At 47.1% G+C, this 21,182-nt stretch carries 21 protein-coding genes and 1 pseudogene; 11 read left to right on the plus strand and 11 right to left on the minus strand.

All coding sequences use genetic code 11. The features are described 5' to 3' along the window. Positions 1-66 precede the first annotated feature (66 nt). From galE to AK963_RS06320, 4 genes are all read left to right on the plus strand, one after another. Positions 67-1,080, plus strand: a complete 1,014-nt coding sequence (gene galE / locus AK963_RS06305; protein WP_066014614.1) for a UDP-glucose 4-epimerase GalE — start codon at positions 67-69, stop codon at positions 1,078-1,080. A gap of 96 nt (positions 1,081-1,176) precedes the next feature. Continuing rightward, positions 1,177-2,250: a UDP-glucose--hexose-1-phosphate uridylyltransferase gene (locus AK963_RS06310; RefSeq protein ID WP_066014615.1), complete on the plus strand. Its 1,074-nt coding sequence runs from the start codon at positions 1,177-1,179 to the stop codon at positions 2,248-2,250. Positions 2,251-2,285: 35 nt separating this feature from the next. Continuing rightward, positions 2,286-3,440 (plus strand): galactokinase, encoded by a 1,155-nt coding sequence (gene galK / locus AK963_RS06315; RefSeq protein WP_066014637.1) that lies wholly within the window; start codon positions 2,286-2,288, stop codon positions 3,438-3,440. A gap of 277 nt (positions 3,441-3,717) precedes the next feature. After that, positions 3,718-4,614 (plus strand): S8 family serine peptidase, encoded by an 897-nt coding sequence (locus AK963_RS06320; RefSeq protein ID WP_175404453.1) that lies wholly within the window; start codon positions 3,718-3,720, stop codon positions 4,612-4,614. A 74-nt stretch (positions 4,615-4,688) separates the two neighbouring features. Here the strand turns inward: AK963_RS06320 and AK963_RS06325 are convergent, their stop codons facing one another. The 3 genes from AK963_RS06325 to AK963_RS06335 form a co-directional block, all read right to left on the minus strand. Further along, on the minus strand, positions 4,689-6,806 hold the full coding sequence (locus AK963_RS06325; protein WP_066014617.1) for an autotransporter family protein: 2,118 nt from the start codon (positions 6,804-6,806) through the stop codon (positions 4,689-4,691). Between the two features lie 9 nt (positions 6,807-6,815). Beyond that, positions 6,816-7,478 (minus strand): hypothetical protein, encoded by a 663-nt coding sequence (locus AK963_RS06330; protein ID WP_066014618.1) that lies wholly within the window; start codon positions 7,476-7,478, stop codon positions 6,816-6,818. 175 nt (positions 7,479-7,653) lie between these two features. After that, positions 7,654-8,967: a dicarboxylate/amino acid:cation symporter gene (locus tag AK963_RS06335; RefSeq protein WP_202969730.1), complete on the minus strand. Its 1,314-nt coding sequence runs from the start codon at positions 8,965-8,967 to the stop codon at positions 7,654-7,656. Positions 8,968-9,444: 477 nt separating this feature from the next. Here AK963_RS06335 and AK963_RS06340 point away from each other — a divergent pair, with 477 nt between their 5' ends. Then, entirely contained in the window at positions 9,445-9,849 is a 405-nt protein-coding gene (locus AK963_RS06340; protein ID WP_139117274.1) for a hypothetical protein, read from the plus strand. A gap of 272 nt (positions 9,850-10,121) precedes the next feature. Next, positions 10,122-10,865: a substrate-binding periplasmic protein gene (locus tag AK963_RS06345; RefSeq protein WP_066014620.1), complete on the plus strand. Its 744-nt coding sequence runs from the start codon at positions 10,122-10,124 to the stop codon at positions 10,863-10,865. Positions 10,866-10,913: 48 nt separating this feature from the next. Here the strand turns inward: AK963_RS06345 and AK963_RS06350 are convergent, their stop codons facing one another. Together AK963_RS06350 and AK963_RS06355 are read right to left on the minus strand one after the other, a co-directional pair. Then, complete coding sequence (locus AK963_RS06350) at positions 10,914-11,228, minus strand: DUF4286 family protein (RefSeq protein WP_066014621.1); 315 nt, start codon at positions 11,226-11,228, stop codon at positions 10,914-10,916. Between the two features lie 73 nt (positions 11,229-11,301). Then, on the minus strand, positions 11,302-11,937 hold the full coding sequence (locus AK963_RS06355) for an O-methyltransferase (RefSeq protein ID WP_066014622.1): 636 nt from the start codon (positions 11,935-11,937) through the stop codon (positions 11,302-11,304). Between the two features lie 113 nt (positions 11,938-12,050). On the opposite strand from AK963_RS06355, the gene AK963_RS06360 reads away from it, so the two are divergent. After that, positions 12,051-12,329: an Rdx family protein gene (locus tag AK963_RS06360; protein ID WP_066014623.1), complete on the plus strand. Its 279-nt coding sequence runs from the start codon at positions 12,051-12,053 to the stop codon at positions 12,327-12,329. Positions 12,330-12,354: 25 nt separating this feature from the next. Beyond that, positions 12,355-13,473 carry a hypothetical protein gene (locus tag AK963_RS35130; RefSeq protein WP_066014624.1) on the plus strand — a complete coding sequence of 373 codons (1,119 nt, stop codon included), beginning with the start codon at positions 12,355-12,357 and terminating at the stop codon, positions 13,471-13,473. A 112-nt stretch (positions 13,474-13,585) separates the two neighbouring features. Here the strand turns inward: AK963_RS35130 and AK963_RS06370 are convergent, their stop codons facing one another. The 4 genes from AK963_RS06370 to AK963_RS06390 all read right to left on the minus strand — a co-directional run bounded on the left by AK963_RS06370 (position 13,586) and on the right by AK963_RS06390 (position 17,214). Further along, positions 13,586-14,044, minus strand: a complete 459-nt coding sequence (locus AK963_RS06370; protein ID WP_238593655.1) for a prolipoprotein diacylglyceryl transferase — start codon at positions 14,042-14,044, stop codon at positions 13,586-13,588. 745 nt (positions 14,045-14,789) lie between these two features. Next, positions 14,790-15,953 carry an ABC transporter permease gene (locus AK963_RS06380; protein ID WP_066014627.1) on the minus strand — a complete coding sequence of 388 codons (1,164 nt, stop codon included), beginning with the start codon at positions 15,951-15,953 and terminating at the stop codon, positions 14,790-14,792. Continuing rightward, positions 15,941-16,660, minus strand: a complete 720-nt coding sequence (locus AK963_RS06385; RefSeq protein ID WP_066014628.1) for an ATP-binding cassette domain-containing protein — start codon at positions 16,658-16,660, stop codon at positions 15,941-15,943. Before AK963_RS06385 ends, AK963_RS06380 begins: the two co-directional genes overlap by 13 nt. Next, complete coding sequence (locus tag AK963_RS06390) at positions 16,657-17,214, minus strand: ZrgA family zinc uptake protein (protein ID WP_066014629.1); 558 nt, start codon at positions 17,212-17,214, stop codon at positions 16,657-16,659. Before AK963_RS06390 ends, AK963_RS06385 begins: the two co-directional genes overlap by 4 nt. Before the next feature lie 388 nt (positions 17,215-17,602). On the opposite strand from AK963_RS06390, the gene AK963_RS36570 reads away from it, so the two are divergent. The 3 genes from AK963_RS36570 to AK963_RS06405 all read left to right on the plus strand — a co-directional run bounded on the left by AK963_RS36570 (position 17,603) and on the right by AK963_RS06405 (position 20,348). Then, positions 17,603-18,532, plus strand: a complete 930-nt coding sequence (locus AK963_RS36570; RefSeq protein ID WP_066014630.1) for an OmpA family protein — start codon at positions 17,603-17,605, stop codon at positions 18,530-18,532. A 191-nt stretch (positions 18,533-18,723) separates the two neighbouring features. Beyond that, positions 18,724-19,605 (plus strand): DMT family transporter, encoded by an 882-nt coding sequence (locus AK963_RS06400; RefSeq protein WP_066014631.1) that lies wholly within the window; start codon positions 18,724-18,726, stop codon positions 19,603-19,605. 65 nt (positions 19,606-19,670) lie between these two features. Then, positions 19,671-20,348 (plus strand): tRNA1(Val) (adenine(37)-N6)-methyltransferase, encoded by a 678-nt coding sequence (locus tag AK963_RS06405; RefSeq protein ID WP_175404455.1) that lies wholly within the window; start codon positions 19,671-19,673, stop codon positions 20,346-20,348. Between the two features lie 2 nt (positions 20,349-20,350). Here AK963_RS06405 and AK963_RS06410 read toward each other — a convergent pair whose 3' ends face one another. Further along, positions 20,351-20,812, minus strand: a complete 462-nt coding sequence (locus tag AK963_RS06410; RefSeq protein WP_066014633.1) for a hypothetical protein — start codon at positions 20,810-20,812, stop codon at positions 20,351-20,353. Between the two features lie 180 nt (positions 20,813-20,992). Then, positions 20,993-21,182, minus strand: a pseudogene (locus tag AK963_RS35145) (IS630 family transposase); the annotation flags it as partial.

The following is a 21,182-nucleotide window of genomic DNA, read 5'->3' on the forward strand; positions in this document are numbered from 1 at the left end:
CCTGTTTCTAAAATGATCACAAGAGATTATTCAACAGGCAGACACGCTGCCTGAACGAGGTAGACAATGAGCATCCTGATCACCGGAGGCGCTGGCTACATTGGCAGCCACACCTGTCTGGAATTACTGAATGCCGGTTATGACGTCGTCGTCGTTGATAACCTGTGCAACAGCCATGAGACCTCCCTGCACCGTGTGGAAAGCCTGACGGGTAAACAACCCGCTTTTTATCCTGTCGATATACGCGATAAAGAAGCCCTTCGTGCCGTATTCGACAAGCACTCCATTGAAGCGGTGATTCACTTTGCCGGATTAAAAGCAGTGGGTGAGTCTACCCGGATACCCCTGGCGTATTTTGATAACAATGTCAGCGGTACGGTAAAACTTCTGGAAATCATGGAAGAGTTTGACGTACGTCATCTGGTCTTCAGCTCTTCTGCAACGGTATACGGCGACCCACATGAAGTACCGATCAAGGAAGACTTCCCGGTTGGACAGGTCACAAACCCCTACGGCCGCAGCAAGTTCATGGTGGAAGAGATTCTTCGTGATACGGCAGCGTCCGATGATCGCTGGAATTTCAGCATTCTGCGCTATTTCAACCCAGTTGGCGCCCACGCATCGGGTCTAATCGGTGAAGATCCCAGCGGTATCCCCAACAACCTGATGCCTTATATTGCCCAGGTGGCCGTGGGCAAGCTGGAGCAGCTCAACGTATTTGGCAATGACTACGCTACCCACGATGGTACCGGTGTGCGCGACTACATCCATGTTGTCGACCTCTCCCTTGGCCACCTTGCGGCATTGCGAACCCATTGGGCTGATCACGGCGTGCATACCTATAACCTGGGTACCGGCAAAGGCAGTAGTGTACTGGATATGCTTCATGCCTTTGAAAAAGCCTGTGGCAAAGTGCTGCCTCATAAAATCCAGCCACGCCGCCCCGGTGATATCGCCCAGTGCTATGCCGATCCTGCCTATGCCGAGCAAAAGCTGGGCTGGAAAGCCATCCGCACCGTTGAAGATATGACGATAGATACCTGGCGCTGGCAGTCAGAAAACCCGAACGGATTTAATTAATAAAACCGCTGCCCGCCTCCCACTACCCGTTTCCCGTAAAAGATCGTCTTATCTTTAACGGGTAGCGGGAGGCGGGCAGCGAATAAAGGCAAACCAATGACACCATTTAATCCTGTTGATCATCCACACCGTCGATTCAACCCACTGATTGGCGACTGGGTACTGGTATCTCCCCATCGTGCCAAGCGCCCATGGCAGGGACAGGTGGAGAAAACAGCTCCAGACTTTCGTCCGGTTCACGATCCTGAGTGCTTTCTCTGCCCGGGAAATGACCGTATTACCGGTGACCATAACCCTGACTATACCGACCCTTATGTTTTCCCCAATGATTTCCCGGCACTGCTGACAGATACCCCGGATGCAATCAGCGAATCAGACCTTTTCCAGAGCAGCCCTGCCAGAGGGGAAGCACGGGTTATCTGCTTTTCACCGGATCACAGCAAAACCCTGCCGCAGTTGTCCGAGCAGGAAATCCGCAAGGTTGTGGATACCTGGGCAGAACAGGTTATTGAACTGGGACAGACTTACCCCTGGGTGCAGCTGTTTGAAAATAAAGGGGCCGTGATGGGTTGTTCCAACCCACATCCTCATGGCCAGATCTGGGCCAGCAGTTTTCTCCCCAACGAAGCACGCAAAGAAGACGATAACCAACGTCAATGGCTGAACGACAAGGGCGTCAACCTGCTGGTTGAGTATGCATTGCGGGAATCCGAGTCCGGGGAACGCACTGTCGTTGAAAACGACCACTGGATTGCCGTAGTTCCTTATTGGGCTGCCTGGCCATTTGAAACACTCCTGCTGCCCAAACGCCATGTACTGCGCATGCCCGACTTGACAGAAGTGGAACGTGACGCCCTGGCCGACATCCTGAAAAAGCTGACGACAAAGTATGACAACCTGTTCCAGACCTCATTCCCCTACTCCATGGGCTGGCACGGTGCGCCCTGTCATCAGGGCGAGGCAGGTACAGATGACCGCCACTGGCAACTGCACGCTCATTTCTATCCACCACTGCTGAGGTCAGCAACCGTTCGCAAGTTTATGGTGGGTTTTGAAATGCTGGCAGAAACTCAGCGTGATCTCACCGCTGAGCAGGCTGCCGCCCGTCTGCGCGAACTGCCCGATGTGCACTATCTGGAAAACAGCGCCGAGCCTGCAGAGAATCTTTAAGATTGATCCCAATTTTGAAAAGAGTTATGGAAAGTATGATGAACCAGCAACAAACCCTGACTGAACTGTTCGAGAAAACCTTTGGTCATCAGCCAACTCACTATTTTCAGGCACCAGGCCGGGTCAACCTGATTGGTGAGCACACCGACTACAACGATGGTTTCGTGCTGCCCTGCGCCATTGACTACCAGGCAATGATTGCTACTTCTCCAAGAGATGATCAGAAAGTCGTGGCTACTGCTCACAGTTACGACGGACAGGTATCCGAGTTTGAGCTTTCCTTACCGGTTTCTCATAGCGAAGAAGCCTTCTGGAGCAACTACGTTCGTGGTGTCGCCACTGTATTGATGGAAAAAGGCATGAGTCTCAAGGGTGTCAACATTGCCATTATTGGTAATGTTCCCCAGGGTGCAGGTCTCAGTTCATCCGCCTGCCTGGAAGTGGTTACGGGCCTGACACTGACCCGAATGTCCGGGCTGGATGTCAGTCTGAAAGAACTGGCCCTGATTGGCCAGAAAGCAGAGAACGAGTTTGTTGGCTGCAAGTGCGGCATCATGGACCAGATGATTTCAGCCTGTGGTAAGGAAGACCACGCCATGCTGCTGGACTGCCGGTCACTGGATACCCGACTGGTGCCAATCCCTCAAAACGCTGCAGTCGTGATCATCAATTCCAATGTAAAACGCGGCCTGGTGGACAGTGAATACAACACTCGCCGGGCACAGTGTGAAGCGGCAGCTCAGCACTTTGGCGTTAAGGCTCTGCGAGACATTACCCTGGATCAGCTGGAAGCCAGCCAGAGTGAGCTGGATGAACTCACCTATCGCCGGGCCCGACATGTTGTGACTGAAAATGATCGCACTCTGGCAGCTGCCGAAGCACTGGCCAGGGGAGACCTGAAAGCCATGGGGCGGTTAATGGCTGAATCCCATATTTCCATGCGGGATGATTTTGAGATTACTGTTCCAGCCATTGACGGCATTGTTGACATTGTTAAAGCCGTCATTGGCAGTGAAGGTGGGGTCAGAATGACCGGTGGTGGATTTGGAGGCTGTGTCGTTGCCCTGATTCCGGAAGAAAAAGTGGACGCTGTCAAACAGGCGGTTCATGAACACTATCCAACCTACTCCAACGGCCTTGTTGCTGATATCTATGTTTGTCGTGCTTCTCAGGGGGCTGGTGAATTATAACCCACAGACCAATGGGCTCCTGTAGGGAGCCCTATTAATTCTGAAACAAAATTGCCAGAAATACTGTCTATAAATTCTGACGAGCAGTGACCGTTGATGACCTAGCATGACTATTCATTATCCTACCCTAGTACTTCTGACTTTCCTGATTCTGGGAACCTTATCCTCTTCGGCCTCAGCTAATAACCACCCGCCTGAAAAACAGCATGGAATTATACTGATTGAAGATCATTTTACTAACCGCCTTGGACCTTTTTCGCCATCCCACGGCCAGCTTATGAGAGACATCATTATTGGAAAGTACCACAAAGAGCTCGGGATAAAAGATAAGCTCAATATAAGGTCCTGGGCTTTCACCATGCACCTGGATGTTATGAAAGAAGACAATCATGGCCTTCCTCCCGCGGATCATCTGAAAAAACAACTGCCAAAATCCGTAAAGGAAAGCTTCCCCAGCTTGCTGTGGCCCCGGGTTTCAAGCTTGCCTGAGGTGCTGGCCAACATTTTTCATGGGCCGTTAGATCGCCCACCACCACTGAACCTGGACACAGAAAGCCATATTATTATTGTCAACCAGAGCTATATCCTTTCTGACTATGGTATGGCCAAAGCCATACTTCAGGAATATATTGACCGATTTCCGGAGCTACCTTTATTTATCAGTGCTGCAGGCAATGATACTAACGTCTGTTCGGAGCAGGCCGCCACTATCAACCGCCACATAGGTTCGACAGAAACGCCCATCAGATTCTATTTTTTTAATGAGCCTCAATATGTCTGCGCACAGTTTTATAATGCCTGTAATCTTCATATGCTGGCTGCACAGGATCTTGGTATTGAAGACTTCTTCATTAATGTGATTGGTGATCTGGGCAAGGACAAACCCAATAAACCCGCCGGAGTGCTTAAAGACAGAACCGTCGCAGCGCCATACTATACAGGTACCTTTAACTTCTACGAAGGCACCAGTGGAGCCACAGCCTACGTAACCGCTTTAGCTGCGATGATTCATGAACGGGCACCCGAGCTGGCGCCACCCGACATTGCCAGCATCATTTTTCTGACCGCTGATAAAAAGGGAGGCAATATGATCAATGAAACATGGGGACACGGAGTGGTAAACCCCGGGGCGGCCATGGCACATATGGATAAACTGGGTTACCCAAGGCTTTAAGTGAATAGCGGTCATATTTCAGAACGCTATTCCTATGAAAAACACCAAGAGTCATACTCTGGTATCAGGCAGACTTAAAAATCATAACGCATCTGAGCCTGCAGGCTGTCAGATTTAAACCCTGTTGCCCATCGATGCTCATAGTTAAGCAGAAAGCTCAGATTGTTATCCATCCAGTAATCCACGCCCAGGCTTGCTTTATAGGATGTTTTCTCAGGGGCTACACCAATGGTCCGTAATGTAAGGGTCTGATTGAACACCTCGGCAATGACATCGGCATTCACAGCATCGCCAACAAAGTCGTGGTATACCATCAAGCTTGCTTCCGGCAGCAGGATACCACGGCCCAGTTCCAGCAGATGACTAAAACGAACACCAGCACCCAGCTCCAGAACATTGATGTTATCCGATGACACCTGTGTAGAAGGTGACCCATCACTGTAGCTTTGAGAATAATCCTCCGTTCTCAGATGGCTATACTCAAGGCTGACTCGAGGCTCAACCAATGTGTCATTATTGTTGTACCAGAACTCCTTACCACCCGTTGCCAGCAGGCCTAACTGTTTGCTGCTGTAGTCGGAAGTACCTTTGACACTGCCGTCATAACTGACACTCTCAGTCCGGTTGAAACCAACATTGACTATGGAATCAAGAAACCAGTCATGATTCTGCAAGTTGCTGTATACACTGAGTTGATAGCTTTCAATATCGCTGCTGGCGGAGGCATCCTTAACATTGACATCCGCCTCGGCATAGCTGAAAGAAGCCCCCAACGTGTAGGTATCACTCAGATCGGTATCACCACCAAAACTGATACCCTTCAATCGACTTTTATAGCCATTGTAACGGGTGCCATTACTGCTCTGGCTACCTTGATCCGCTTCTGCACCGATGGCTTTCAACCAGACAGCCCCCTGCTCCAGCACATCACCGGACGATACACCGGAACGACCACCGTCACGAAGGCTGGCCAGTCGTGAGAGCAAGTTGTTGAACACTTCGCCCTGCATCTGTTCTGCAGCGGCGGCAATGGCAGCCAGGGCAGCCGTATCGCCGCTGGGATACTGCTGCTGGAGATAATCAATCAAACCATCAGTATCAGAAATGCTGAGCAGCTGCTCACTGTCAATAAAGCCAGCGGCGGTCTGTTGATCAAGGCTTCCAAGATAGCTTTCCAGAAAACCGGCAACCTGATTTACCAGAGCATCACTGCTATTTTCTGCAACCACGGCTGAGAGGTCAGTGGTTGAAACCTTAACATCCACATGCTGACCTTCCACCACCGAGGCATCATCGACGGTGTATAGAATGGATGCAGAAGACACTGCCGGAATACCGGTAATTCCTGTGGCACTCAGAACACGGTATTGCTCCGTATCGCCATAGGCAAAGTCACCTTTATAGTCCGGTATAACAAGAATGGAAGCCCCCTCGGCAAATTCAGCCTTGGGGGTAGTCACTGTTTCCTGTTGAGCATTCCCTTCTTCACCAACAAGAACCGTCTGAGACTGAAGCGTCAACCTGGCGGTTGGATTACCATTTTGAAGATTATTTTCTCCACCGAGGAGAACCGCCAGTTCGCCCTGTTGGACTAAATCAACCTCAAATACAACATCACCTTTAGTACCAACCTGCAAACGACCGGTATCGGTAATAGTTATGGCACTGGCAGCTGCTTTTGCAAGAAAATCAGCATACTCCACTTCTGAATCAAATCTGGCGTAATTAACGCCATTAATGTTGCTGTAATAAGGCTGTATTCCGTAAATATTACCCGTTAATTCGGCAATGCCGGTCACTCGAACTGCCGAAGCTCCCTCTACATTGCCATCAACAAGACCGCCTTCCAGAATAAAAGTGTGCTCACCTCCCATGAAGCTGGTCAGTCCGGTAATGGTTCCGGTGTTGACAAAGGTATGAGACAGACCTTCAAATCGAACGGCATCATCGTTCACCGATGTAATTGAACCACTATTGGTCACCGTCCCAATGGTGCCTCCTTCAAAGGTTCGAATATAGAGTCCATAATCATCTTGAGAAATCAGAGTTCCAGAATTGACAACGTCACCAATAGTCCCTCTATTGGCAAAGACATATAAAGCGTCTTCCTCAGCATTTATCGCTCCTGAATTAGTAACATTGCCAACGAGGGCATTGCCATCATCACCTACCAGGTCGTTGGTCTGAACCACTAGCCCCCACTAACCTGACTGAATACTTCCACTGTTGACAATGTTTCCAACCCTACTGTTCTCCCTGGCATAGACCTTAAAGGCATCATCATCGTAACCACTCTTTATCGCTCCGGAATTAATCACATCCTGAACTGAGCTATTACCATAGGTGCTGACAAAGAGGCCAAACTTTTCGCTGGACTCAATTTTATTCTGGTTTTCAATGTTACCAACCTGACCATTATCATCGAGAGTTACATCAATACCTTCCCGAACTGAGTAAATTTCACCAGTATTGATTATATTACCGATAATACCGGTTGCTGCCTGAGAGTAATCACCGACCTGAATACCTTCCTCAGCTGATCTGATGGTGCCACTATTAATAATATTTCCGACACTTGGTTCATTGCCATCAAACTGTCCAACAGCATTAATATAAAGTGCTACACCATCACCACTGCTATCAATAGTACCTTCAACAGAGATATTACCAACACGACCATTGCCGCCTTGATCGGGAGAAGCATCAACACTGACCGCGCCACAGGTTTCACCCTCAACACTGATGACGATGTCACCGCCTTCAGAGGTAGGGGATCCTGAACACTGGGCTACTGCTCCACTGGAAAAAGAGAAAGCAGTTACTGCCGCAATGGCAATACTTAGCAATGATCGATTAAAATCCATTTCTACGTCCTTATACTTCTTCTTTTTATTACTGTTTTTTCGAGTATAAAGAATGATCTGCTAAACCTTCAAACAATTGTTTGATCTAAGGTTATCCTGCCTCATTTATAAAGCAGAAAAGCCAGAAGCACTTATCGCACTTCTGGCTTTATCTTTAGTTCAGATTTGGAAATATTCAGCTGTACTGAACTTCACCTGTCGCTTTCTCATTAGCTACGGAATCAACATCAGAAATCTGGCCTTCACTCTTGGCAACAATGGTGCTGACTGCGGTATCACCCACCACATTGGTTACAGTGCAGGCGGCGTCAAGAATCCGGTCAGTGGCAATGATAATACCGAGAGCCTCAGCGGGCAGACCCAGTGTGTGCAGAAGAACACCCGTGGTTACCACCGCACCACCGGGAATACCACCGGTAGCAATCGCCAGCAGAAATGCAGTAAAGCCAAGGGTAAACAGTGCAGTGCTACCCAGTTCAACACCATAAGCGTTGGCAACAAAGATAGTAGCAACCACCATATAGATTGCCGCACCAGACATATTCATGGTGGCACCCAGTGGTACCGAGAATCCTGCTACCTTCTCGGAAACTCCCAGTTTTTCCGTCAGCGTTCTGAATGTCACCGGAATGGTCGCATTGGAACTGGCGGTGGACAGAGAGAACATCATCTGTTCACGGGTCTGACGAATAAACTGCAGTGGACTGATACCCGTGGTAATGCCAACAACCAAGGGGTAGAAGACAAACAGCCACACCGCCATCACCGCCAGAGCCGTCAGGACATAAGCCATCACACTGACAATACTGCCAGCATCCAGGGTTGCACCCAGCTTGGCGGTAAGGAACAGAACACCGAGAGGCGCCATACTCATCACCATGGTGATCAGTTTCATCATCACGCTGTTTGCCAGAGCAAAAGCATTACTGACACTGTGTGTCTCATGGTTTTCCAGCTTCTTCACCGCGATACCGGTGACAATGGCCATAAAGAGAATCTGAAGAATATTGCCTTCAGCAAATGCCTGTACCGGATTCGTTGGTACAACCGCTATCACCATATCCAGCAGATTTGGCAGACTGGTACGGCTTAACGTCAGGGACTCATCTGCCAGCCCCAGGTTAGCACCGATACCCGGTTGAACCACCATGGCCAGACCAATCGCAGCAGTAATCGCGACCACAGTATTGACCAGATACAAGCCAAAGGTTTTGAAACCGAGACGTCCAAACTGGCCAACATCTTCCAGATTGCAAACTGCATTGACGATGGAGATAAAGATCAGTGGCACTACCAGCAGTTTGATCATCCCAACAAAGATGCTTCCGCCGGCATGGAACAAACCATCCACCAGATAGGTCTGCAAAAAACCATCCGAACTGGCAAAGAGCTGAATTGCGCTACCCAGCACAAGACCAATTACCAGAGAGGCAAGAATACGGGTTGCCAGATTTTGATTCATAAACTCAAGTACTCCTTCACGGGTCATCCTGAATGACCACCTTCTTGTATTTATTGGAATCATCAGAAGAACAGAAGGCACTCTGTCCTCCTTCAGTGGAGAGCGAATCTAACCAATCCTAGACACAAGTACAAGTTCTAACATACTGACATAACAGAAAAAAAACCTTAGAAAACATTAATTTTAAATTTTAATTCTGTTTTAAAGCGGTTGACGCCAAAAAATTCTAACAAGATTAAAATAAATACAGGATATGCATAGTTAATTTGCTTATTACAGCAAAAATCTGGCAGGCAGAACCCAAAAAAAAGAACAAAAAGACACAAAACACATCAGACAAAATTGATGTATCTTCTTTTGATTCTAAATTAAAGCAATCAATGCACATAAATAACCAACAATGGTACTAACGAATCAATGGATATTTTTTGCTGTGATATCTGCTGTCTATGCTGTTACTCGGATTCAGATAGTGATGACGTAACAGAAGAGCAGCAACAAGGTATGATGCGAGGAACATCAGTGAAAAATGTTTCCGGCAATGCGGAACTTTTACACCCCTTACAGAAAGCCGAAAACAATAATGGTGAAACCAGCTATGCAGAAGTTTATCAAAAGGCACTGAGTGAAAGGAAAGGCTCAAATAGCAAAGGAGCAACAATGCTGGGCATAATAGGGAAAAATATGTTTGGCCTTTCTGCTCCCTCTAAACCTAAAACAGACCTTGCTTTTGCTCATGAACTGTTTATCAATTCACAGTATGATATACCTGAAGGAAAAGGGAGCGGCGCACCTCATGGCCACCACCCAGAATGGGATCGTAGTGGTGGAAGTAAAGGTCTGGGAGAGACCATTCACTGTCATACCCGTCATACCTTCGGGAATAAATCAGACGATAAACAAAAATAACCCCAACATTTCTTTGACCTGAACAATAAATTAGTACCGCCTAATCAGCGAGATGCATGGAAACTGCCGCCACTAACAACTGTTGAGTGGCATCTACGCTCCATAGCAAAAAATAGTGCGCGTTCTTTATTATTAATACTGCAGGGAACATAATAACATTATACTCCCTCCCTCACATGACAGCGGATATATAGTTTTCAGCCTCCCCCACTTTCTCTTACAATTGACCAGCAATAACTCACCGAACAATATTTCAAGCTGTAGGGATCGCAATGATGTTTCGACGTATTCCATTTTTGTTCTTGCTGTTTTTTTCCTTAGCCAGCAACGCCCAGATCACCAGTTTCCACTTGGTCACTGAGAACTTTCCTCCACTGAACATGACCAACAATGGCACTTCCTACGCAAGGAATGACCGGGTTTCCGGATTTGCCACCGATATCATGCGCAAGCTCTTTGCAACCACAGGCTATGATGTGGACTTCACCCTGATGAGCGATTGGGATGAAGCCTACAACAGTGCCAGGGACACTGCTGGCTACGGCGTATACTCCACGTTCCGAACCCCTGAACGTGAGGGTAGTTTTCAGTGGGTAGGCCCTCTTTATAAGGAGGACTGGGTGATTCTTGCCCCTCAGGACAGTGAAGTGACCATCAACTCACTGGATGACCTGAAACAGTTTCAGGTGGGGTCCTATGAGTACGATGCCATCACGGATCATCTGATGGAGCACAAAATTGGTGTTGTGCCCGCCAAAAGCGATGCGGTCAATGTCGTCAAACTGAAACTTGGCAAGATTGAACTCTGGGCTTCCAGTTCATTGACCGGGCCTTATACCGCATCCAACTTTAATATACCGGTCAAACCCATTCACACCTTCAGCGAAAGCTCCCTTTGGCTTGCCATGCATAAAGACACGGATCCAGCTGTCGTTTCGCAACTGAATAACGAGCTGAAAAGGATGCACCAGTCCGGTGAGATCCAGCAGATGATCAACAGTTATAATCATCTTTGAATGGCAGGCCGGGAGTATATCTGCTCCCGGTTGTCTTAGGTGTGATGGTCAGGCGTCTGCTTTTAATACACGACGATAAGCTGTGAACTGATCACCAAATGTATCAATGCCATCCTTACGAAGTGCAGGAGCAAGGTGCAACAGATAGTGATCCAGCGCACTTTGCCCAGACACTTGATAGCGAATAGAAAAGCCCGTTGAATAAGGTCTTGCTGTCAGCTGATCATCATCCGTCAGGTTAAGTACTTCCGCACTTTGAAACCCATCAGCCTTCAGCACTGCCTCAACGTGTGGCTTTAACCAGGCCCTGAACTCATCCACAATACCATTATCCACCAGACAATTGACTTCATAGATAATCATGAACGCCCCCTTATCTTAAATAACCATTTGGGAGTAATGGATAATAGTGGATAAATGGTAGAACGGTAGAAGATCAGACTTTTCGCACAATATTTAGACCATGCCGAATGGGCAGCAGCACACTCTCAAGGTTTGGGTGCTCATAAATATAACGATTCAAGTCTGCAATCACCTGATCCCGTTCCTCTTGAGGATCAAGCACCTTCCCTTTCCAGAGAGCGTCATCAATAACGATAAGCCCGTTCGGGTTCATCATGGGCAGTACCATCTCCAGATAATCACGGTACTTCTTCTTATCCGCATCAATAAATACCAGGTCCAGTTTTTCCCTGATTTCCGGGATGGTATCCAGTGCTCTGCCAAAGAGCACTTTGATTTTATGGCCATGGGGGGAGCGGTCGAAAAACTCCTGCCCTATGGCAATGGATCTGGGGTTGGTCTCACAGGCATAAACTACACCATCATCTGGCAAACCTTCTGCCATGGACAGCGCAGCATAGCCAGTAAACATACCAATCTCCAGAACCGTTTTGCTGCGACTGATCTTAAGCAGCATTTTCAGGGTCTGCCCCACCAGCCGACCAGAGAGATTCACCGGGTAGCGGGTTCGGTCCACTGTGGCCTGAGCAAGCTCTGCCAGAATCGGAGACTCACCGGATGTCATAGCCTGGCAATAGTTTTCAATCGCTGGATCAACCATTGAATCCATGCATTGTACCTGTCTTGATAAAAGAGCCTTGATAAAATGGGCACTCTCCACGAAGATGAGGCCACAACTTATAAAGCGTAAAAAATAAGCTGCGGATTCTAAGCGAGGGAGCCATGACAGAAAAGCCCGTTATCGAGATTGAGTACTGCAGTCAATGCCAATGGCTGTTACGTTCTGCTTGGCTGGCACAGGAACTGCTAAGTACCTTCAGCACGGATATAGGTGAAGTCCGGTTAAAGCCGGGAACCGGCGGTATCTTTACTATAAAGCTGAACGGTCAAGAGGTCTGGGAAAGAAAAAAGCATGGAGGTTTTCCTCAACCCAAGGAAATCAAGCAGAAAGTCAGGGATGTTATCGCCCCAGGAAGGGATCTTGGCCATAATGATCGTTAGACAATCAAAATAAAAAGCCACACTTATGATTTATGGCTCTACTCATCCTGACCCGTCTGCCACCCGGACTGAAAAGGTTACTAACGAACCGGCAGCCAAACCTTCTACTGGTACACTGTTCACTGATGAAACCCTGAATAAAAACCTGAGAAAAAAGTCCCTGAGCGGTTTTTCAGTAGAGGCTGAAGCTCATACTCACAAGCACCTTATCAAAAGCCACTGTTGCCCCTCCCAGAAGTTTCCAGAGCATAACTTAACGTTGGTACAAAAAAGGCCCCTTAATACTACAGATGTATTGATGAAGACGGAGCCCGATGCTGGCTTCACAAAACTCCATCAGGCCATAAGAGATAAGAACTGGGAGCAGGCTCAACAAATCTTACAACTTGAGCCTCAGTCGGTCTTAGAGAAAGACCCTGAAGAAAATAACGCGGTCCATCTGGCAGCAACCTGTGGCTTCACAAAATGCCTGAACCGTATGATTGAAACCCCACAGGGGGTTAAAGCGTTGTCCGTTAAAAACCGTCATGGTTTTTATCCTTTGTGCTGTCTCCTGGGAGAAAAAGCCAGCGCCACATTCGATACAGAACTTTTCAAGATTGCTCCAGGTAGCCCCTTACAGGCCCATTACCATGAGCTACTGACAACACTGGAAGAAAAACACCATCATGAAGCAGTTTTCGCAAAGTCTGTATTGGAAGCCCCTGAAAATATTGCCTTAGTGAATGTGATGGCAAGAGCCACCTCACAGTTACTGTTAACCATGAGCGATGATCTCTTTGATGAGTATCGTGAAGATGTGAATCTCGACTTGCAACGCCGTAATTTCCCCGTCAGCAAGCTGGTGGATTTTTCAAGTAAACTCACCCTGTCGAAAACACTGAAAGCACTTACAGAAGAAGGTAATAATAACAACCATATCGTGGATATCATGTCAGTACTCTGGCGTCTGTCAATATTTCTTCTAGAAAATGAGGGCTCTTTAGATCCAGACAGACTCGATCACATCCATAATTTATTGGGTACAATGGGTAAAAACCATGTTATTCACCCAGAGTGGACAGAAGAGGTAACTGAAAATAATTTCCAACGGTTTTGTTTTCTCCCAACGAGCCTGTTAATTAACTTATCCATAAACGCCTGATAAAAGAAATATAAGTCCAAAAGTTATAACACAGCTCTATTCACATTCTAAAGACCAAGGAAGCTGATTAATAAATCATTAGCTTTCAACACACCGTAAAGCTAAATAATCATTAACCTTCTTCTTCCTTTTTGCCTTCTTCTGACTTACTGTCAATTCTTCCTTTCACCTCAGGCTCGGAACTTTCATCTGCGTTTGTATTATCCCCTACAGCCTCCAAAGAGTCATTTTTCTCCAGATTTGGTGGTTCTGCTGCAGCTCCAGAGGTTTCCGTAGCCTCGGGATCATGTTTCTCCAGTTCAGGTGGCTCTGTTGTTGCTTCTGGGGTTTCTGTCACCTCAGAATTATCACCCGTTTGAATAGTTTGAACCTTATCTGTTACTGTTTTAAGCTCCTTTTCATCCCCCTCTTTTGAGATTGGCGCTTCTGCTGATGTACTGTCAGAACCTGATTTTTCTAGATCACCAGCACCTTTTTGACTCATTTGAGTATCGGTTTCAGCTCCCTTAATGCTCTTCTCACTTATTGAATCACCACTGGGTCCACCATCGCCAGCCCCTCTTTCTGGCATTTTATTCTCATCAGGTGAGACTGATTTTAAGGTATCCGTTCCACCAATATTGGAAGGAACTTCTTTCTGCTCAGCTTTCTGTTCACCGGAAACCTGAGTATCTGCAGAAGACATCACTGGTGGAGTGGAAGGTCGTATATCCATAATAAAAACCTCTTTTATCTATTTAGTAGGCACTTACAATAGACTTTGGCCATCTTTAATTGGTTTCAATGTTTTTTAGAGTATTTTTTCTCGTTATGTATTACGCATTATTGCTATCATTTTTATAGAAATAGATGGCTTATAAAATCAACGATTAAGCCACTGCTCATGGATATTTCCTTTAAATATACTGAAGCTAAAACAGATCACATACAGGTTATAGTTCAGACAAACTTCCTGAAGCTTTGACTCTTATATCAATAGATACAAGAAGATTGACATTTAAATTCTGAAAACATCATGAAAGCCGTTCTCAAGTTGTTGTGCTTAAGAAGGAAAGTGTGCACTTCTATTGATAACAGGTGAAAAAAAATCTTAGCGTTTATGGTGGCAGCCCCATCCATGGATGCCGCCATAAACTGTTTTATATAACTCATAAGAAGAAGGAACTGATTTTTCAGGGCAAACTTATGAGATTTTATCAATGCTGGCCCATAAAGCCTGCACAAGAAAATATTATCCCTAACCTGTATATTAGGTAAAAGACAGCCTGTTTGTACTTCTCAAATCAACTGATTTATCCTGCCTGCTGCAACAAGCTCTAAGTTCTTCTGGAAAAACCATACATTCGCCATGCTGGCAGGCAGGCAACCAGAAAACCCAGTAAAAACAGCGACAACAACCAAAGCAGCTGCTCCAGAGGCAGTGCGATGCTGCTCACAACAGGAATCCAGCTCCCCAGGAAAAGAGTCGATACTTTATATATAACGACACCAGAGCACAGAGCAACCAGGATCTGCAGCATGGGTTCTGCCAATGTAAGACCTGCCAGCTGCCAGGGCCTTGCCCCTACCATTCGCAACAGTTCGACTTCCTGCTTTCGCTCCGCAAAACCAGCAGAAAGATTAAAGTACATCATCATCAGGGAGAGCAGCCCTATAATAAAGCTCATCGCCATAAAAACATTATTCAGCATTCGCTGATAATGCCCAAGCTTTTCCAGTTCGAACGAGGGAATCACTACTTCAAGGGGTATATTAAATTTTGACTTCAGCTCCTGCTGCACCTTAAAGAGGGAGTGCCGATGTCGCAGTTTTATCAAAATAAAATTAAGATAGTCGTTTTTTATTCCATGAGCTTTTCGGGTTTTACGTAACCCTTCAATAGGAATTAAAATATTATTATCCAGTGAGGTTCCGGTTTCCATTAAAACCCCCTGGATAATAAATGGTGTTTGATACTCATCTTTTAATGAAGGTGAAAAGCCATTGGCTATCGTCAGGGTTTCTCCAGGTTGATAGTCTGCTGCCAGACTGGCACCAATGAATGCAGAACGATGATTCCTGAATGCCGTGCCTGAGCCACTGGCACCAATGAAATTAAGGGCTTTCAGCTGCAGGGTTTCCATATAACGCGCAGTACTGCCTGTCACTGTATATCCACGGTGACTTTCGTTGGTCGCCACCGGCGCAGCCCACTCTATATCTTCCAGGCCAGCAATGTCTTCATATATATCCCAGGGAATAACCGGAGGAGGAGGGCCAATGCGAAAAAGGCTGTAAAGTACAAGGTGGACAGGCTGCGAAGGTGCTCCGACAATCAGGTCTGCCCCTGAAGACACCTGGCGCGCATAGGACCTGACAGCTTCATGGATATGGCTGATAACCAGAAGAAGCGCAATACTGAAAGCAAGTGCCAGAATTGAAATCGCTGAGCGCCCGGCTCTCTGACCAAGGCTTTTGCGCATAATCTTCATGATGACCATCGGTTTTCGCGCTCCCTTGCCAGATTCAAGGTATCCATATTCACATACCGGTCAAAACCATCAATGCCGTTTTCATCATGGGTTGTACAGATCAGTGTTGCACCACTGGCACGGCATTCTTCCTGTAATAGCTGGTAAACGGCCTTCTTCCCCCTGCAGTCCATGGCTGAAGCCGGCTCATCGGCCAACACCATTTCAGGCTTGCCAATCAGTGCACGGGCAATAGCAAAGCGCTGCTGTTGGCCAGCACTGTATTGTGCTGCATTTTTTGACAGTCGGGACGGGTCTCTTAAGCTGAGCTTCCGAATCAGACGAATGGCATCCTTGGCTGCTGTCCCAGATCGCCTTTCGGCTTCGTATCTTCTTTTCTGCGAGAAATAACAGGGTAATAGAATGTTATCGAAGGCACTGAGATAAGGAACCAGCCGATAATGCTGAAAAACAAACCCGATAGAGTCGGCACGAAGTCTTTCCAGAGAGGAGGTTCCAATTTTTCTCATATCATTGCCCATAACCATCACATCACCACTATTACCGCGGACAAGCCCCATCAGGGTTCTTAACAAGGTCGTTTTTCCAGAACCATTCCCACCCTGAATGCACACCGTTTCACCAGCATTGATCACCAGCTCTGAAATCCTCAAAACTTCTGAATCACCAATACTTTGCTCAAGGTCATGAATGGAGACGGCCTGAACATTTATCATCTTAATATCCCCGCCTTAATGGAAACTTGCAGCTTGTCAGGATAAACAACGGTCTTATTTTGCCAGTTTTCTGTTGTCAGCCAGACATCAATCGCTTTCAAGTCAGGCAGAGCTTCATAAAGTTTCACGTCTATGTATTTGAGCTGTCCGGGACTTTTACAGCTGAATGTCTGAAAGCCACTGATTTGATCCCCCTCCCGATTGACATGAAGTCCAATTACCTGACAATGGGCTGCTGCAGATGGCAGAGCAAAGTACTGCATACCTTGAAGCTGACTATACATCAGCTCCAGATCCATTTTTTTTTTAAGTACCGATAAAGACTCTTCATTGAGGGCAATATATAGCGTCAGTTTCTCACCAGAAATACTGATATCCAGCCCAATCCGTGCAGGTTCAACAGCCCTATGCAATATTATCTCGGCTCGACTTTCCACAGCCGGTAAAGCAAGCAGATACAAGGTGAACAGTTTCAATGAGACCTTTCTGGGCAAAGCCTGAAAAAGGAAGATAAATCGCTGTATCGCTACTGGAATCTTGGTTTTCATGCTCATGGTTATCGGTCATCTTCCAATAAAGATAAGAGTCCAGAGTGACTGGCTGCACAGAGCCATTTAATCAAGCCCCCGCTAGACAGAATCACGATCAACAAGATATAAGCTTTTGCTTTATTGCCAATATTCTGCTGGCAGCGAATATTTTGGCCTATACTCGAAACTGCTAATCCTCCAATAACCTATCTGCTTCATCTGCAATCGGCTTCGGTCAAAACTTATACGTTAACAATCAGAGTGTTACAGCGCTTCTCCAAACATACTTGAGGTACTTTAATAGCACTCACTGTCCATACTGTCGGCCATGGCATTCAGATTATGTGGTGGGAAATTCTTACTCGATTAGACGTCAATACATCCCTAACTCGACACACCTGGAGTTTGATTCATGCGTTTCATCACTCCCTTTAAAACGCTAACTCTGTTCGTGATCCCACTTTTTCTTGCTGGCTGCGCCAGTGATGGTCATATGAACCGGTGGAGCCAATGCGCCCTGATTGGAGCTGGTACAGGCGGTCTTGTTGGCGCTGCAGCCAACAGTAAGAGCTCATCAGACAGTGGTAAATCAGCAGCTTACGGTGCTATAGGTGGCGCCCTGGTCGGTGCCGCTATCTGTGCACTGACGGGGGGTGACAGTGATCACGATGGTGTTCCTGATAAAAAAGACCGCTGTGCACACACACCCAAAGGCGTAAAAGTCGATAAAAGTGGCTGCCCTGTAGACTCAGATAATGATGGCGTCCCTGACTACATGGATAAGTGCGCCAATACCCCCTATGGTGTAAAAGTGGATGCTGACGGTTGCCCCGATTCCGACGGCGATGGTGTCCCAGACAATATGGATCGCTGCCCCAACACCCCTGCCGGCGTAGCTGTTGACCAGCACGGCTGCCCTGTCGACAGTGATGGGGATGGTGTTCCTAATGCCATGGATAAGTGCCCAAATACCCCCAAAGGCGTTCCAGTCGATGCAGATGGCTGCCCACTGCAGAGAGAGCTGGGAATCGTTTACTTTGGCTTTGATAAAACCGATATTGACCAGCTGGGTCGTCAGGAACTGGATCAAATCGCTGATGCGGCCAAAAAGCAGCCCAATGTTCGCCTGACCGCGGTTGGTTACACTGACTCAACCGGACCAGTGGAATACAACAGGAAACTCGCGCTGCGCCGGGCTGAAAGTGTCAAAAAATACCTGGAAGGCCATGGAGTCAGTGGCAATCGAATCAAAGCGGTTGCAGGTGGTGTACTGGAGGCCGGAGATCAAACCAGAGAAGGCCGCAGAAATAACCGTCATGTTACCATCACCATTGAACGCTAACCTCTTTTAGGTATTTCCTCCATCTCTGCATAGGTATCCACAGAGACCTCAAAGAGCACAGAGAAATATTTTTTCTTTTGTGGTCTTTGTGGTCTCCGTGGTTCCAACGCTTTTGCCTGTTTCTTTTGGAGCCTGTGAGATAGTATTGTCACAACCCAAACCTACTCACTTAACGTCTCCAAGCAGTATTCATGACAGACAATAGCAAAGCCTGTTTCTACGCTCTGGCTACGGCCTTATTGTGGTCGACCATTGCCACCGCCTTTAAAATAGCCCTTAAACATCTTGACCCATGGCAGCTGGTATTCTGGTCTGTGGCAACCTCCACCATCCTGCTTACCATCATTGTCATGATTCAGGGCAAGGCTGGTTTAATCGTTTCCCAATTCAAACAATCACCGGGATTATTCATCGTACTGGGACTGTTAAACCCTTTTCTCTATCACGTTGCCCTGTTCGGCGCTTATGATCTGCTTCCGGCTCAGCAGGCGCAGGCATTAAACTACAGCTGGCCAATGGCGCTAACCCTGCTTGCCGTTCCTTTACTGGGCAGAAAACTGTCTTTTAAAAGTCTGCTCTGCTGCCTGCTGGCCTACGCTGGTGTATTGATTATCTGTACCCGTGGGGAGTTTCAAAATCTCAATTTCTCCAGTCCCACAGGTGTCCTTCTGGCGCTTTCCAGTACCATTATCTGGGCGCTTTATTGGATATTTAATACTCGACGCGAAGGAGATCCTGTGGTCGGCCTGCTGATCTGCTTCATCTGTGGACTGCCCTGGATTATTGGTGCCACCGCCCTCTTTTCCAGCTTCTGGCCTATTTCCTCTGAAGGTCTGGCCGCAGCGGCCTATGTTGGACTGGTTGAAATGGGTTTTGCTTATATCCTGTGGTTAAAAGCCCTTAAACTGGCAGACAATACCGCCATGATCAGCAATATCAGTTACCTCAGCCCGTTTCTATCCCTGATCTTCATTGCCAATATTCTTGGCGAGTCTATCTATCCAGCTACCTATGCTGGATTGATTATGATTATTGTTGCAGTACTGGCTCAGCAGCATCTCAGTAGAAAGTAAACATCATGGCCAGAAACAGCTACTTTGCTTTTAAACAGTTCAGAATTGAACAAGGTGAATGCGCTATGAAAGTCACCACGGATGCCTGCATCTTTGGAGCCCTTCTGGCGGAGTCATCGCAATTGAGACAAAGCCAGTCCATTCTGGATATTGGCGCGGGCACCGGCCTGCTAAGCCTGATGGCAGCGCAGAACTGTCATGCGAAAATCACAGCCGTGGAGCTGGATCAAGAAGCATCACAACAGGCTGTCAGTAACTTTGCCGACAGTCCGTGGGCCGATCAGTTCCAGCTGGTCAATAGCGCTATCCAAACTTTCTCTGCAAACAATACCCAGCGCTTTGACTGTGTCATTTCGAACCCCCCTTTTTTTCAGCAATCCTTTAAGGGGGATGATCATCGGCGAAATATGGCCCGGCATACCGATAGCCTGAGTTTTACTGACCTTGCAAAAGCGGTTTGCAAGCATTTGGCAGACAATGGCGAAGCCTGGATTTTACTGCCAGTGGAATCTACAAAGCACTTTTTGGGAGCAGCTGCTCTGGAAGGGCTGGTCCTGTTAAAGCAAATCGGGCTGCGCTCTTCAAGCCACCATTCGAACCATCGCTATGTTCTGGTCTTAAGACACCTGAACCCAAAGGAACCACAAGAAACTCAGGGGGAGACTATCACCATATATGACCAGACTCCTCACTATACAGAACAAACCAGGCAATTGATGTCACCGTATTATCTGGCTCTGTAAGCCTAATGATCAGCAATGACGTTCAGACAACTATTACCGAAACAACTGTACAGACGATCAGCGGCATGAAGCGGGTTATTATCACGGAGCGGCTCTACCGGCTCAGAGCCTTTAGAAGCAAAAACCTGTTCCTGTGCAGGCAACTGCCGATTAGCAGAGTCGATCAACAGGTTACGTGAAGAGTCACTCAGCAAACTGTCTCGGTGAGGCTGGAGATTATATGTTCGCTCAGACTGATCGGCCTGTGCCAGCTGGCCCAGATTTGCTGAAAACTTTTTAGACTCTAACTCATTGCCCCGATCGCTCTGCGTGACTACCTGCTCAATCGTTGATGAATTGAGATGGTCGGATGAGTAGGGAATGGCCAGTCGGGTTCTTGGCCGATTATCAAACTCCAGTGCCCATAGCAATGTGACCAGAAATACCCCGCAAAAGATCCACGCGGGCTTAATATTATTATGCATGGTCGCCCCTCACTCTCAAGAAAGGTAAGCCTTTAACCTATCTTAATACAGTCAGGAGAATAATGAATACCTTATGAGGCTTAGTTATCTTGATAACTGTCAGCAAAGTACTCAGCCTGTTCAGTTTTAACGCTAACAACTTAATATACAAAGCTTCATAATACCAATTGAATTTTCTAACTACTGTATAACTGCCCAATCACGGGAGCACAGACTGAACAGTCGACCAGCTTCGCTGCAAAGGTTATTCCAAGCTTCACAGCAACAATCTACAATATTTTCATAACCTGAAAATGCTTTGTTTGATAAGTCATGCTCCCGCATCCACTCCCATAGCCTTTCTGAGCTGTTTAACTCCGGTGCGAATGGT

The sequence above is a fragment of the Endozoicomonas atrinae genome (assembly GCF_001647025.1).
Taxonomy (GTDB): Bacteria; Pseudomonadota; Gammaproteobacteria; order Pseudomonadales; family Endozoicomonadaceae; genus Endozoicomonas; species Endozoicomonas atrinae.

Excerpts from the sequence above, each read along its gene's own strand:
- galE (WP_066014614.1), top strand. The coding sequence starts at position 67 with ATGAGCATCCTGATCACCGGAGGCGCTGGCTACATTGGCAGCCACACC.
- AK963_RS06310 (WP_066014615.1), top strand. The coding sequence starts at position 1,177 with ATGACACCATTTAATCCTGTTGATCATCCACACCGTCGATTCAACCCA.
- galK (WP_066014637.1), top strand. The coding sequence starts at position 2,286 with ATGATGAACCAGCAACAAACCCTGACTGAACTGTTCGAGAAAACCTTT.
- AK963_RS06320 (WP_175404453.1), top strand. The coding sequence starts at position 3,718 with ATGAGAGACATCATTATTGGAAAGTACCACAAAGAGCTCGGGATAAAA.
- AK963_RS06330 (WP_066014618.1), bottom strand. The coding sequence starts at position 7,478 with ATGGATTTTAATCGATCATTGCTAAGTATTGCCATTGCGGCAGTAACT.
- AK963_RS06335 (WP_202969730.1), bottom strand. The coding sequence starts at position 8,967 with ATGACCCGTGAAGGAGTACTTGAGTTTATGAATCAAAATCTGGCAACC.
- AK963_RS06340 (WP_139117274.1), top strand. The coding sequence starts at position 9,445 with ATGATGCGAGGAACATCAGTGAAAAATGTTTCCGGCAATGCGGAACTT.
- AK963_RS06345 (WP_066014620.1), top strand. The coding sequence starts at position 10,122 with ATGATGTTTCGACGTATTCCATTTTTGTTCTTGCTGTTTTTTTCCTTA.
- AK963_RS06350 (WP_066014621.1), bottom strand. The coding sequence starts at position 11,228 with ATGATTATCTATGAAGTCAATTGTCTGGTGGATAATGGTATTGTGGAT.
- AK963_RS06355 (WP_066014622.1), bottom strand. The coding sequence starts at position 11,937 with ATGGATTCAATGGTTGATCCAGCGATTGAAAACTATTGCCAGGCTATG.
- AK963_RS06360 (WP_066014623.1), top strand. The coding sequence starts at position 12,051 with ATGACAGAAAAGCCCGTTATCGAGATTGAGTACTGCAGTCAATGCCAA.
- AK963_RS35130 (WP_066014624.1), top strand. The coding sequence starts at position 12,355 with ATGATTTATGGCTCTACTCATCCTGACCCGTCTGCCACCCGGACTGAA.
- AK963_RS06370 (WP_238593655.1), bottom strand. The coding sequence starts at position 14,044 with ATGCCAGAAAGAGGGGCTGGCGATGGTGGACCCAGTGGTGATTCAATA.
- AK963_RS06380 (WP_066014627.1), bottom strand. The coding sequence starts at position 15,953 with ATGGTCATCATGAAGATTATGCGCAAAAGCCTTGGTCAGAGAGCCGGG.
- AK963_RS06385 (WP_066014628.1), bottom strand. The coding sequence starts at position 16,660 with ATGATAAATGTTCAGGCCGTCTCCATTCATGACCTTGAGCAAAGTATT.
- AK963_RS06390 (WP_066014629.1), bottom strand. The coding sequence starts at position 17,214 with ATGAGCATGAAAACCAAGATTCCAGTAGCGATACAGCGATTTATCTTC.
- AK963_RS36570 (WP_066014630.1), top strand. The coding sequence starts at position 17,603 with ATGCGTTTCATCACTCCCTTTAAAACGCTAACTCTGTTCGTGATCCCA.
- AK963_RS06400 (WP_066014631.1), top strand. The coding sequence starts at position 18,724 with ATGACAGACAATAGCAAAGCCTGTTTCTACGCTCTGGCTACGGCCTTA.
- AK963_RS06405 (WP_175404455.1), top strand. The coding sequence starts at position 19,671 with ATGAAAGTCACCACGGATGCCTGCATCTTTGGAGCCCTTCTGGCGGAG.
- AK963_RS06410 (WP_066014633.1), bottom strand. The coding sequence starts at position 20,812 with ATGCATAATAATATTAAGCCCGCGTGGATCTTTTGCGGGGTATTTCTG.